This is a genomic window from Paenibacillus sp. YYML68, from assembly GCF_027923405.1.
Taxonomy (GTDB): domain Bacteria; phylum Bacillota; class Bacilli; order Paenibacillales; family NBRC-103111; genus Paenibacillus_G.
On record NZ_BQYI01000001.1, the window covers coordinates 2,086,530 to 2,099,786 of the forward strand.

At 51.4% G+C, this 13,257-nt stretch carries 11 protein-coding genes and 1 CRISPR repeat array; of the genes, 1 reads left to right on the plus strand and 10 read right to left on the minus strand.

Annotated features, from left to right (window positions below):
• Window positions 1-36: 36 nt before the first annotated feature.
• Both PAE68_RS09510 and PAE68_RS09515 read right to left on the minus strand, forming a co-directional pair.
• A complete protein-coding gene (locus PAE68_RS09510) occupies window positions 37-1,770 on the minus strand; it encodes a diguanylate cyclase (RefSeq protein ID WP_281886324.1) in 1,734 nt (577 codons plus the stop codon).
• A 4-nt stretch (window positions 1,771-1,774) separates the two neighbouring features.
• On the minus strand, window positions 1,775-2,866 hold the full coding sequence (locus tag PAE68_RS09515) for an ABC transporter substrate-binding protein (RefSeq protein ID WP_281886325.1): 1,092 nt from the start codon (window positions 2,864-2,866) through the stop codon (window positions 1,775-1,777).
• Window positions 2,867-3,087: 221 nt separating this feature from the next.
• Between PAE68_RS09515 and PAE68_RS09520 the strand changes: the two genes are divergently transcribed.
• The gene (locus tag PAE68_RS09520) at window positions 3,088-3,960 is read left to right on the plus strand and encodes an NAD-dependent epimerase/dehydratase family protein (RefSeq protein ID WP_281886326.1); all 873 of its coding nucleotides are present in this window, start codon (window positions 3,088-3,090) and stop codon (window positions 3,958-3,960) included.
• 391 nt (window positions 3,961-4,351) lie between these two features.
• Window positions 4,352-4,781: a CRISPR direct-repeat array (repeat unit 32 nt; unit sequence GTTTCAATCCACGCCCCCGCACGGGGAGCGAC).
• An 83-nt stretch (window positions 4,782-4,864) separates the two neighbouring features.
• Here PAE68_RS09520 and PAE68_RS09525 read toward each other — a convergent pair.
• The 8 genes from PAE68_RS09525 to PAE68_RS09560 form a co-directional block, all read right to left on the minus strand.
• Window positions 4,865-5,893: a DUF6602 domain-containing protein gene (locus PAE68_RS09525; RefSeq protein ID WP_281886327.1), complete on the minus strand. Its 1,029-nt coding sequence runs from the start codon at window positions 5,891-5,893 to the stop codon at window positions 4,865-4,867.
• Window positions 5,886-6,545: a type III-B CRISPR module RAMP protein Cmr6 gene (gene cmr6, locus PAE68_RS09530; RefSeq protein ID WP_281886328.1), complete on the minus strand. Its 660-nt coding sequence runs from the start codon at window positions 6,543-6,545 to the stop codon at window positions 5,886-5,888. Before cmr6 ends, PAE68_RS09525 begins: the two co-directional genes overlap by 8 nt.
• A 133-nt stretch (window positions 6,546-6,678) precedes the next feature.
• A complete protein-coding gene (gene cmr5, locus PAE68_RS09535) occupies window positions 6,679-7,116 on the minus strand; it encodes a type III-B CRISPR module-associated protein Cmr5 (RefSeq protein WP_281886330.1) in 438 nt (145 codons plus the stop codon).
• The gene (gene cmr4 / locus PAE68_RS09540; RefSeq protein WP_281886332.1) at window positions 7,113-8,033 is read right to left on the minus strand and encodes a type III-B CRISPR module RAMP protein Cmr4; all 921 of its coding nucleotides are present in this window, start codon (window positions 8,031-8,033) and stop codon (window positions 7,113-7,115) included. The genes cmr5 and cmr4 overlap by 4 nt, the downstream gene beginning before the upstream one ends.
• Before the next feature lie 36 nt (window positions 8,034-8,069).
• Window positions 8,070-9,344 (minus strand): type III-B CRISPR module-associated protein Cmr3, encoded by a 1,275-nt coding sequence (cmr3, locus tag PAE68_RS09545; RefSeq protein ID WP_281886334.1) that lies wholly within the window; start codon window positions 9,342-9,344, stop codon window positions 8,070-8,072.
• A complete protein-coding gene (cas10, locus tag PAE68_RS09550) occupies window positions 9,337-11,139 on the minus strand; it encodes a type III-B CRISPR-associated protein Cas10/Cmr2 (protein ID WP_281886336.1) in 1,803 nt (600 codons plus the stop codon). Before cas10 ends, cmr3 begins: the two co-directional genes overlap by 8 nt.
• Window positions 11,140-11,146: 7 nt before the next feature.
• Window positions 11,147-12,574: a type III-B CRISPR module RAMP protein Cmr1 gene (gene cmr1 / locus PAE68_RS09555; RefSeq protein ID WP_281886338.1), complete on the minus strand. Its 1,428-nt coding sequence runs from the start codon at window positions 12,572-12,574 to the stop codon at window positions 11,147-11,149.
• Window positions 12,575-12,774: 200 nt separating this feature from the next.
• Complete coding sequence (locus PAE68_RS09560; protein ID WP_281890992.1) at window positions 12,775-13,128, minus strand: S-layer homology domain-containing protein; 354 nt, start codon at window positions 13,126-13,128, stop codon at window positions 12,775-12,777.
• Between the last annotated feature and the right edge of the window lie 129 nt (window positions 13,129-13,257).

Genomic DNA, 13,257 nt, shown 5'->3' on the forward strand with positions numbered 1-13,257 from the left:
CCCGATCATAAGGGGGAGGCTACTTATCATACAAGATTAAGCCATACAAACCTTGTTGCGTCCGGAATACTTGGCAGCATACAGCGCTTGATCGGCTTCCTTAAGAAGCTGCTTCAGCTTCATGGTGTTATCTGTGCGGGCGGTGCTTACACCTAAGCTGATGGTAACGCTTAGAGTACCGCTGTCGCTTGTGAACGTTAGCTCACTAACTGCTTGGCGAATGACTTCGGCAAGTCGGCTGCTCTCCTCCAGGCCGGTATACTCGAGCATTACGATGAACTCTTCACCACCGTAGCGTCCGACCCGTGCTGATGCATCGTGCTCGAGAAGCTCGCTGACCTTGCGGGCGACCCCTTTGAGCACCTTGTCTCCAACAAGATGCCCGTACCGGTCGTTCACGCTCTTGAAATGATCGATGTCGAACATGATGAAGCTCAGAGCTGTTGACTCCTGTTGGGAGCGAACCAGTGCCGACTCAGCGAGCTCAATGAACGTGCCGCGGTTCAGGAGGCCGGTCAGCGAATCTGTTGTTGCGAGCTGCTGCATACGCTTGTACAAGGATGCGTTATGAATGAATACGCTCACCTGACTGAATAAAGAGTAAGCCGCTGTCATCTGCTGCGACGTAAAGGGCTCATCTGCAGTCAGTCCGATCAGTCCGACTCTGTTCTGCTCGATAGTCAGCGGATACCAGAGCACCTTCGCATCAGGTGACATGTGAGGCTCGCCCGTTTCGCACATATGTCGGAACGCAGATTCAACCTCTTCTTGATGAAAGTTAGGCTCGCTGTCCAGCTCAGATACTGCAGACTTCTGTAGCAGCTGCCCGTGATCGAGCATCCAGACAGCTGCGTGACGGTAAGGCAGCAGCTCACGTGACCCCTGCAGGACGCGATCCATTACTTGCTGTACATCAAGCGAGGAGCTCACGCTGGAGACAATACGCTGGAGCTTCTCTGCTACCTCTCGTTGGCGACGCTCCAGCTCGTATTGCGTTTCCAGCTCAGCCGTCTGAGCGGTGCGCCTAAGCAAGTCGTTAATTTGAGTTACCATATGATTGAAGGAGGAAGCAAGCTGGCCGATCTCATCCTTCGTTACGATGTCGGCGTTCGTCCGCAGATCGCCGGCGGCTACAAGGCCCATATGCATGGACATAACCCGCAGCGGCTTCGTGACCCATCTGGATAACGTAATCATGATGAAGTAGAACGCAAGCGCGACGAATATGAAGGACAATACGATCGGAACGAGCGCGTAGGCGGCTAGCTTCTGGGTGATGACGCTCTTACGCATCGTCACGACGACGGCGCCGGAAGCTGGCTCTAGGCTATTGTTTTGCACGGGCAGCACAACGGCTGTATACAGCTCGTCTTCCATGGAATAATCGAAGCGCGTTTCTTGGACCATCATCAAGGCTTGCGAATAATAGGGCAGCTCCGCCTCCGTTCCAATGAGCACCGGGTTGCTGTGAAACAGGATACGTCCATTAGGATCGATGACGAAAGCATGGCTGACGTCCGGGTATTTCGAAATAATCTCCTTGCATTGCTGCTCGAAGCCGGTCAATTCCTCCAATGGGACACCGAGTGCGGAGAGTCGGTCGAGCTGTGTAAGTAAACTGTTGCCGACGACAGCAAGCTCCTGCTGCAGAACTCGGCTATATTCTTGCTGAAACAAGAACGAAGTAATCCAATTGTTCGCTCCCACGATGAGCGCTAGGGTGACGATCAGCATGACGGCAATTTTGGTCTGTAGACGTTTGAAGTTCATAGGCTTAAGGCTCCCATATGAAGCGATTGTACACCTTGGAGCTGAGCAGTACCGTGCTGTCCAGCTTCATATTCAGCTTCTTGGCTCTGGCAAGACTGACGATCGGCTCGCCCTTAACGGTCGGCTTCATAGGCAGAGAGGACGGCTTCTCTCCGTCCTCCAGCACACGTCGAGCTAATATGCCGGCTTCATAGCCTTGCTCGTAGCCTGATACAGTGACGGTACTAAGTGTACCGTGTGCGGCCCGGTCCTTCCAGAAGCTGAAGTCAGGCAGCTTACTGTTCTCCGCGGTCCATCGTAGCACGTCTTGATACGGCACGTTGGCACCGTTCTCATCCTTGAAGTTGAATATTCCGATTAAGGCAACCGCATCGACATGATTCGGATAATCCGTCATCCTCTGCTTGAACTGCTCGAACGTCTCAATCGTATCCCATATTGGAAAGTCGATCTCCGGCGGCAGCTCGGCAAGCTGAGCCTTCATCCGCTTTGTAACCGGTTTCCAAATTTCGGCTTGATCGAAAACGACAGCGACCTTACGTACCGAAGGGCTAATCTGCTTCATCAGCTTCACGTTATCTACGAAATGCTCAGTCTCCAGCACTCCCGTCACATTGCTCGCCTGGTCAAAGCCGTACGTGCTAGGCTCCCAATTGACGCCGCTGAACACGACAGGTGTCTTCGTGTTGTTGTAATGCTTCGCCACATACCGCTGGGCTTCATCGTCGCTCGTGTAGATGAGGTCCGGCTGATAGGCATCAATCTCGCCTCTCACCAATTGTCCCATCTGCTCTAGCTGATCGGGCGAGCTGATGCGCTTGGCGTCAAGCTGTATAACCTTCCAATCGACTTGTACATTCTTGAACGATGCCTTGAACCCTTCCAGCTGCGCGTCTGTCCACTCCCATGGAGAGTGGTAGCTCATGACATGGACGATCTTATAGGTACGTGCCGCAGGGCTGCTAGTCTGCTCTTGGTGAGCAGTAGAAACAGACCGTGGCCCTTGAGATGATGTCTCGGGAGCGGCTGTGGCGCAGGCTGTTAACGATAACAGAGTGGCAAGCAGCACGAGGTGTCTTTTGCGAATAGGATACATGTTCTCTCCCCCTGGCACTCGACGTCTGGCGTCTCTATCTATGATGTAAGGTGATGTAAAGTATGGCAATGTCGTAATCAATTTTGTATTCGACGCTAAGTCGGACGATTCCTGCTTGAAGTTTGAAATGCAGTCTACGTTCTGGTACGATGTGCCTGTATACAAGCGACAGCTTTATGCTCGATCGATTGATAATGTTTTTTTCCAAGGAGGAAGTACATATGGATAAGCCAAGAATTATTGTAACCGGCGGGAGTGGCTTGGCCGGCATTTATATTTTGAAGCATTTTGAAGAGCAGGGCTATGAGGTGATCAATCTCGATGTGAAAAAACCGATCGAGCCGATCGGACGCACCATTATTACCGATCTGACTGACCTCGGACAGGTGCATAATGCTTTATCGCCATTCAGCAGCAGAGCGCGCAGGAAGCCGGTCGGCATCGTGCACTTCGCTGCCATCCCACAGGCGTATACGTTCCCGAATGAGGTGTGCTTCCGCAACAACGTCATGTCGACGTACAACGTGCTGGAGGCCGCGGCGAATCTGGGTATCGATAAGGTCGTTATCGCTTCGAGTGAATCGTCGTATGGTTTCTGCTTCGCGGCCGATTACTTCGAGCCGAAGTATGTGCCGATTGACGAGGACCATCCGCAGCTGCCCGAGGATAGCTACGGCTTGTCCAAGGTCGTTAACGAAGTGACAGCGGAAGCGTTCCACCGCCGCACAGGGATGCAGGTCGTCAGCTTCCGACTTGGCAACATTCTGGTGCCGGAGAGCTACGCCAAGGTGAAGGCGCGCTTCGAGCATCCGGAGGACCGTCTGCGCATCTTCTGGTCGTACATTGATGCTAGAGACGTAGCCTCTGCATGTCGTCTTGCTATTGAGAAGGACGGGCTCGGCGCTCAGGTGATGAATTTGGCCGCGGACGACTCCTCGTCGGATCAGCCAACGAAGGAGCTTGTGGCGAAGTACTTGCCGAACGTAAGCGACATTCGCACACCGCTCGAAGGACGCAACTCGCTGCTGTCCAGCGAGAAGGCGAAGCGGATGCTTGGCTGGGAAGCGAAGTACAAGATCATGGAGCAGGCGTAGCGGCTGGTAAGGACTGAATGAGCGGACAGATCGAATGGAGCACCCTGAGAGCAGGGAAGGGATCGGCACGTTCATCCACATTCGGCTGCCGAACCGAGAGCAAGCGTAACCGACGGACCCGGGGTTCTGTTGGTTACGCTTGTTTGGTGTTGGGGGAGATGAGACTAGAGTGAAAGTCAGGTTCAGAGATAAGACTTAATTCATGATCGACAGGGGGCATATTTTGAGTCCTAGTTTCCCAGTAGAATAGTAAGAAAATTCCAACTCACACCTCTGTACGGGGAGTGACACGCTAAAGATTTCCGCTCATTGCCGCTCGGGCTAGTTTCAATCCTCGCCCCCCGTGCGGAGGGCGACTGTTCAGTGATCCTTATGCTTCTCAGGTATTCGTGTTTCAATCCACGCCCCCGCACGGGGAGCGACATAAAAAACCGAGTAATGATCGAGCTAGACGAACCGTTTCAATCCACGCCCCCGCACGGGGAGCGACATTTCGCGGTCAGAAACTAAGTACTTTGCATCCGAGTTTCAATCCACGCCCCCGCACGGGGAGCGACGAAGCAGCGTAAGCTGCTGACGCCAGAAGAAAAAGTTTCAATCCACGCCCCCGCACGGGGAGCGACCAAGGTAAAGGAAATGAGTGGTGCATATGGATAGTTTCAATCCACGCCCCCGCACGGGGAGCGACGACATGAAGGTTATGAAAGTACCTGACTCTAAGGGTTTCAATCCACGCCCCCGCACGGGGAGCGACGCAATAACCTCCTACAAAAAATACATGATTCATCTGTTTCAATCCACGCCCCCGCACGGGGAGCGACTGTGCTCATTATAAACCCTTGCCACGCCTAAGCTCAAGTCGTGCTTTCCGCGAACCCCCTGGATTGAGTGGTCAGATGTTATCTCAGATGTGACTTCTAACAGCGCGAGCCCTGATCCCAGCTGAAGCGCGAACCTTGCAGGGTTTCAATGAGTGCTTGGGGTTCGCGGCTATTGGTGCGAGCTCTTCCTCAGATCCCAGCATTCGGTTAAACATTCTAACATATGCATAATGCGGGAACATCATAGGATTGTTGATCAGCATCAGCAGCTGATTAAGCTGGAACGTTAAGGAGAGCAGAGATACATCTCTCGGCGGCTCTTTCTCAATACTCACCCTACGAATGACCTTATAATGACTCAGAGACAGAGGTGTAGTGGTTTTTAAGGAACTGGCTCCAGGCATTACAATTTTCGAATACTGGTAGCCAGATTCAGGATCTTGCGGGTTGAAGCCTGCATGATTCAGACTATCCAGCCAATCAGATAACAGTCGTGATTCGTCATTCCATTGGATCTGTAATTTAGTAGCATCCTTCTGAGGACTGATCGTGAGATCGAAATAAGGGGTTGCGCTCGCTCGGTGTTCTGTCGTGCATAGTATCTTAATCGGTCGCGTAGATGTCTGTGTAATTGGTTTTCCAGACTCCCCCAATTGATCGCATCCCAATTCACCTGTAGACACCGAATAAAATTGACGTGCTATCGACATCATTGACGTACGTAATAATTCAATGCTGTTCGTCCATTTGTATAACCCCTTTAAATCTTTTCCCTTACACTGCACCACCACAGCTACCGCTTCAATCGGAATGAACTTCATCACCCCGTAATTGAAGATATATGGCGTATACTGTTCGTCGAATATCGCGAGATCTACTTCTTTGGAAAAATTCCCAAGAGAGTCAATGATAAATACGGATCGAGCAATCGAGAACTTCTTCGGAATAATGCGTTCAAAGAGGGAGAGCCACAGCTCTTCTCGGAAAGTACCTGTAACGACTCCATGCTGCGCTGCCATCTGTAATTGAGTGACGATACTGGCTTCCAGTTTCTCGTAGTTATCGATGATATGTAGAATGCTTTTGCAATTATCGTCATTCGTCTTACTCATTCTCCGTCCCTCCCACTAATTGAAATCGACCATAGCCGGAATTACGCTTTCCTCCAATGCCCTCATGTATCAAGGCGTTCTTCACAAGCTGCTCGATCAGATCCAATCGATCCTCTGTGTCAGGTCCTGAGCCTTCGCAGGATACCATGATCTGGAAGGTGGCTCGTACCGTCAAAAAAGGTACAGGTTCAGGCGAGTCATCATCACGCGGTGCCACTGCGGATCGGTTAGACGCAGGTGTATAAGCGTTATACTTCTGATGATGCGGCGTCATGACATCGAGATCTAACCAGTGACTCGGACACATATCGAGCGGATACGCATCATGGAAGGTGATCCACCCGCGACTTGTCGTTGTCCCGAATAACTCGTTATATAGAGTGCTTCCAGGTCGCAAGTCCTCCATATGCTTCCCTCTCGCCAGCTTGCAGTACGAAGCCGTCACACCTTTCAGAGCGGAGCCTGGTAAGTAAGGGACCCCATAGATGTGATGCAAGGTTAGATAGGTATCGAGCACAGTTGGAGTACCGCTACCTATCGTTAATCGTGTATCCGACTGGAGCTGGAAGCTTCGGTTAGCTTCATGGCAGGAATACAGCAGCTTGAATCGACTCTCATATAGCTCGTCCATCTGGTTTTTGTATTCATACAACTTTTGAGCGTGTTCACCTGCTTGATTCGAATACTTTGCGATGATGGATTGATACAAATTATGCTTGGGCAAGTTCAGATAAGTCTCAATTGTATTCTCTACTTTAGTCGAACGATTACGCCTGCGTGTATCCTTAGTCAGCAAGAGGCGCAGATTCATCAGCATTCTCCTCCTTACCCACGACTGAGCTGGATTGGGCTCGCATGTGATAAGCTTCGGCGTACCGCTTGAACCATGTGGCAGCCTTCAGCGCCTCCATCGTCATTCTACGATATGCAGTAAAGTTAGAGGGCAGCCTGTTCGTGGATAACGGTTGACACGGGTGAGACGTTCCATCCTGTGCCTTAACACGTAGCGCCTCGCCCATATCGTTCAGATAGCACTTGTACGCACATTCGGATGACTTCTTCTCGAAATAGGCAACTGCGAGTCGCAAGCCGTTGGTCTGGATGTAGGCGGGGAAGCTGTGACATACTCGCTTGTATTCTTCTAACTTACCGGGATCTTTAGAAGCTATCTTAGCTACTGCGCGGTAGGCGACCTCGGAATAGTGATGTTCACGAGACTTCATAAGGAGACTCCTCCATCGAACCGGAAGCGGGTTCGTCCCTTGCCCACCGTAATATGACCGCCTATTGCAAGAGACAGCGTTCCAGATATTGGCTGGAGTATATCCTTAATGCTGAATGTAGTAGCATCCGCTTGGTCGTACCACATTAGGCCATACAGGATGGACTCCGCTGGCAAGTATTCCTCCGTCCATAACCCGCCTTGATCGACGATGCCCTTGGAATCATCAATCCTTATCCGCGGCGTCACTTCACAGCAGATCGTTACGAAGTATTGGAACGCTTCATCACTGACGATGACGAGCCGCTCACGAAATATTTTCTGCGATGGCTTATCCTCAAACAGTCGTTGTGCGAGCTGTGTTGTCCATTCGTTCAGTCGTGGCTGCGGTTGCGCCTGACACTCGAATTCGTCCAGAATGACGGTATTCTCCGATACAACTCTGGATTCACTCATAGGTACAGGTACAATCACCGTATCGTCTGATGCTTGCAGGATCTGCTCGATCTCGTCGCACCCTGGATCGGCAACAGGAACATCAGCTGCTGCTGCATCCCGTACCAGCCGTCGGAGTACGAGCGGGCACGTGACATAAGCGAACGTACCGCTTAGACTCATCACAGGAAATGCGAGCAGTCTCGCATCGGAGAAGCTGAGCGCTCCAGCATTCCCTCCATCGGTCGAATCGTTAGAGTGGGAGGATGCAACGCCGAACGCGACGGATAGTAACTGTGAGTGTTGGGAGTAACGGTTATAATGGTCACGCAATACGCCCTTCATCGAGCTGCCAGGGATCATTGGCCAGCTCGTCATTTTTTCTCTTACAATGGGTTGGTCGATGAGACCGACGCCTTGACCCGAACCGACGTGAACAGGGCTCAGGCAGTGTATATAATAGAAGCGACTCGCTTCATGCATAGATGATCTTCCTCTCCATGTCGAATGATATTACGATTATTCATGCCACCACTTGCCCCATAACGCCAATCCGAACCCGTCTTCATCATCGAATGCAGCATGACGGCGATGCTGATCGGACACTGACATGAGCCACGTCAGACTGGCTAAGTCTGCGGGATTGCCTTGCACTACTTGGAAGAAGTACACACTTCCTGCTGGTACCATTCGTCGAACCGATTTCTCCGCTTCCTGCTGTCTGGCTCTTGCGTGACTCCAGCCAGAGATCGGCACGTAGCCAGAAATACAAGCCCATCTGAGCTGGAGTGTGACACCGCTCGCTTGTCCTGGCCAATCGGCCTTCGTTAACAGGTTCTCATCGAGCCATCCCGGTAACCAGCCCTTCTGGAAGAATGCAGGCGTAGCGAGTACGAGCCTGATATATGTCGCGTCCTCTAAGGCATGCAGCAGTTCCTTAGACGGCTGTAACCCATAAGGAGGCGTCTCCAGCTCTTGAATATGGACAAGCCGCCTCTTGCCTCCTAGTGAATGGATGGTCGACAAGGAATGCGGCCAAGGGAGTTGACTCGGCCAAGCTACAGAAGCCAGTACATGCAGGGAGTGCGGGAAGGCGAGATATCTCGTCGTGAACAGCCTCTCGTCTCGGGCTCCTTGCGTCTTGAGGTCAATCTCTGTATGCTCTCGTTGATCGATTGGCAACGAAGACATGTAGTGCGGATGCTCCAGCTTCTCTTGAGCGGTTAGATCATTCCATTCGTTAAGTCCACCTCTTAGCGACTCGAGCTTCGAGGATGCCGGCGCCTCGCTTAACCAGTCCATCATGCGTTCGGCGGAGATATAGGCTGGGGCGTTACTCCACACTTTGGAATCCAGGGGCAGTTCGGGAGGCCATAGCTCTTCCTCAAAGTGCCCGCCCTTGCCTGTGCCAAGGAAGCCTGCTTGGACGGAGTCATGTGGAGAGCGTTGTGGGCGTATGGCATCTAGCCTTAGATTTCCCTTATGCGCTGTATCATGCTCGGGTGAATACTCATACGCATACATGTCTTGAGGCCATGGGAACAGGACCATCCCGTCGCTCTCATACAGTGGACCTCTGAGCCGCATCCGATGAATTGATTCGATGTAAGCTCGCTCTTGATCCTGAGATCCTTCACCAAGCTGCTTGCCTAGCATGGTGCGTAGCGATCCTGCGACCGTACTAGGCGACAAGTCCTGAAGCGAGTACGCTTGAGATCCTGGAGTAGCGTTGAATGGGCGACCATCGCGACTCATGAGGGGATCAAGCGGTGTGATTTGTAGCCACTTATCCATAGTGATCTCCTTCCGCAGTCAGTTGTACGGCAACGATCATCAGGTTCGCCTGTGCGCCTAATTGTTCCACAGGATTTGAACCTTGTAACGACTTCAGCAGACGGTCGAGCCATGCGGCGAACGACGCATCGGTCAGTTTACTTGGTCGCTTCTTACTGACTAGACGTATGACCTCTGCCTCTATCAAGTGGAGCTGCTCCTCAATGCTTAATGGTGTTGTCCATTGCTTCAATCGTCTGTTGTAGGTGTGATATAGCTCTCTGAGCTCATAAGGCAGCTTAGCTGTAAAATAGCCCAGACAATATTCCCGTTGGTAGCTCTGAATACGCCTAACAGGATCGTCGTCGAAGGACAGGCTGACATCATAGTCGGTGCCTCCGTGTCGCTTCCTCAGAAGGATGGCTAGCTCGTTGCGTTTCTTCTTCGCCAGCTTCTCAGCTTCACGCGCGAGCGCTCTTGCTTCACCCAGTCGTTCGAGTTGATGGACGATTGCAATGCCGACTGATAAAGTCGGGGGATGCTCCTTCGAGCAGATGTCGCGCATGGAATGGGCGAATGCGAGACGCAGAGCCTCGGCACCTTCAAGCGCTCTGCTCAACGGCAAGCAGGCCGCGACATCGTCTCCGCCGCTATAGATTAGCAATCCGCCCAAGCTCGCGATGATGCGCTCCACTTCTTCGGAGAATCTGGACAACGAACGAGAGAATTGCTGGTGCTCTTGTACGGTCGTTAATTCGCGAAGCTGCCTGCCCATGCGATCGCCGTCACAGACGAGGAATGCGTAGTAGTTCGGCGGAGTCGTCTTCAGCTCGTGTACGAGCAACGTATTCAATCGTTGCGAGAGGTCGGTATAGATCGCATTCAAATCTAATTTGTCCTGGTACTTCGCATGCTCGCGGATGAAATCCACTAGGCGATTATCATAGAACAAGGCGGACTCGATGCGGTCGAGGTGGACAGTGTCATCTGATACGGCCCTGAGCTTCAATTTATCATGATATAGCTGGTTGATGGACAAGTAATAGTTGCAGATGTGCTGCTGTCTCATCGCTCTCGTAGCCGACGGCTGGACATCCCAGTACGAGCGGAAGGCAACATCACACACCGATGTGAACGTGCCTGCCCCCTCATCCTTATATAGTCGATTGGATAGCCGCTTCACAACGCTGACAGCATCCAGTGTCTCGCTCTGTCCGATGCCGAATGGAGCGAGCTCACGCATGCGGTCAGGCAGAAGAACATTCTCTCTTCCTGGGTCCAGACTGGACTTCAGATCACCGAATAATTTCCCTGGCTCATTCGGCTTGAAGTCCCTAAGCGTCTTCCGCGCTGTCATAAGCTGCTCTGCTCGTTGCAGGCTGGTCAAGTAGTTGTCATTGTCGGTATAGAGGGACCACACAGCATGATATTCGATGATGTCCTTAATCTGTCGATCCCAGTGTCCCAGATGGACTAGGTTCGGAAGAATCTTTAATGCTTGCTCGGCATAGTTCAGCCAACAGGTCTCGACGGCACGTCGAACTTGAAGCGCTACCCATCTGGGCTCATCAGTAGTGACAATGCCGAGTAGCTTGTTGCTTGGCTTCAGACGCTCTAGCAGTTCAACTTCGTCTGAGCGGAGCGCAGGGAAGATGAGTTCTGCATCGTATCGACGTAATAATTCGCTAGCCGCCGCGCGACTTAATTCGGTCAAGAGATGTGAGCCGAACCATAGGTCACGAGTTCTTCGTGCTTGTGCGATGAAGGACTGCACAGGACCGATCGAGATCAGCAGGATGTACCTGTTGTGGGTCATGTTCAATTTATGTGCCTCCTTCGCTCGAGGATATGAATTGTAAGAATGCTTCTACCGCGGATGTTGTGTTTTTCATCGGGTTTTTGTTTTGCTTGTCACGGTTAGGGTAGACAGGTGAGCAGTAGATGTGTCCATGCTCGCTTGATATTTTGGTGCGCGAGAGTATGGTTTTAATTTTTTCAAAGTGTATTGGGTTATCTGACTTACTTTTAATCGCATTTAGTGTAAGTTCATTGATCTTAGGCTGGTTCAACACAGCGACGATTGAACGTCCTTTGCTAGCACTGAAGGCTAATACCTTCAATATTAATGGAGAAGCTAGTCGATCTGCACCGCGTGGGGTGAGAGTCGTTGGGTAGGGCTCTCGTGAGTAATGGTCACCATTCGAGATGGTACAATCCTTGCTATGGAAGCGGATTCCAATCGGCAAACCCAGTTGAGCTCGAGGGAACGCATAGCTATCATGATCAGAGAGGGTGATGCTCTCCTTGTGCTTCTTCACAGACATGCCCGTGATGCGACGGATGGAATCGGGTTCGGGCCAATGGCTTCTCTTTTTGTGGTCTTCCTTCCTAAATAGCTGGTATTTCTCGATTAGCTCCTTCCATGAATGAACATTGTTGTTCGAACGGGTGGAAGGCAGTCCGAGTCGGGTGCTCAGCGTCGGCCACTCTTTGCCTTCCTCGGGCGGGGTAAGCCGCGCCCCATATCTCTTCAGTGAGTTCACAATCCAACTACGTATGTCTGGGACATCGTGACAACTTGGAGACAAAGTCTTGCAATATAGACTCCCACAGCCGCGTCTAGTGCGGGCTCCGATACCGCCAAAGTTAATCCACGCCCATAATGCGCATTCGATCTCATCCCAGTGCTCGGAATGCCCCGGCCTGTTCAGAATGATATGCAGGGTAAACGAGCACGATTGAATGCCAGCGGATGTCTTCTTTGGATCTCTATAAGGGAACATGATATAAGGTGGATATAGCTCTGGAGTTAACTGCGTTTCTTTAGGAGATTCGGATAGACGCACCTTGATCGTCCATGGACTCGCTTGATTCGTGTCCCCGAAAATGGCCGACTCTTTTATTTTCAGCTCAGATGAATCCTTACATGCAGCCCCGAGAGTGGCGCGCCACCAAAACCGAAGATGTCCACGAATGGCTGTTGCTCGGATCGGCTCGGTCAGATCTGAATTGCCAGGAGCTATGCCACCTCCAACCATTGGCGTTGCTAATTGAATCTGGTACGTCCGTTCCAATGTATGGTTGTGGTCTTGTGTTGTTGCTGACGTTCCATTGGCCAGTGCTGCTAGCTCTGTCAGAAGCCGCTGCTTCTTGTCACTATGAATCGTATTCAGTGAGCGCTTCACGTTCCACTCTCCTTCCATTTCAAGCCTGTTTGGAACACCATACACACATTCGACCTTTTTTTCCATTTTCCTACTTATTCCTTGTTTTTTTATTATCAAAACGCTGTAGAATAGTGTTAAATCAAATAAGTAGAACATTAAGCAATATAATCCAATAGTCGACGCCAATGAACGAATCAACAGGGCATATTGTATAGTAAAAAAACGACTGCCCCCTTTATACGGAGCAGTCGTTTTGTCGTTGTAATGGTGAGCGAGCTCAGATCCTATTCCTTGACTGGCGTAAGGTGAGGCTCAAGCAGCTGACGCAGCTCAGGGCTTAGCTTCAGCGCGTTCAGAATAACGGTCAACGCCTCAGCCCGTGTCGAGGCGGCTTCTGGCTCGTATTGCTGGCTGGTACGGCCTTGAATGATATCGGCCTTGGCAACCGCTTGAATGTGGTTAGCAGCATAAGATTCGCTAATATCTGTGAATGTGATCGGTGCGGATGAAGGCTTGACAGCCTCCAGATTGACGATCCGACTTATCATGACAGCCATCTCTGTACGAGTGATGATGCGATCAGGCATGAACTTGTCTCCGTAGCCGTTCAGCACTCCAGCTCGTGCGAGCTTCTCAATGACCGCTTGGCCCTAGTACGGGGTGTTATTATTTAGACCAGTAATGACAGTGGAATACGTAGCACCATTCACCGTCGCTATCGGCTGCAAGCCATACTTGCCTGAGTTCGTGCCAGTAGCTGACGGCAT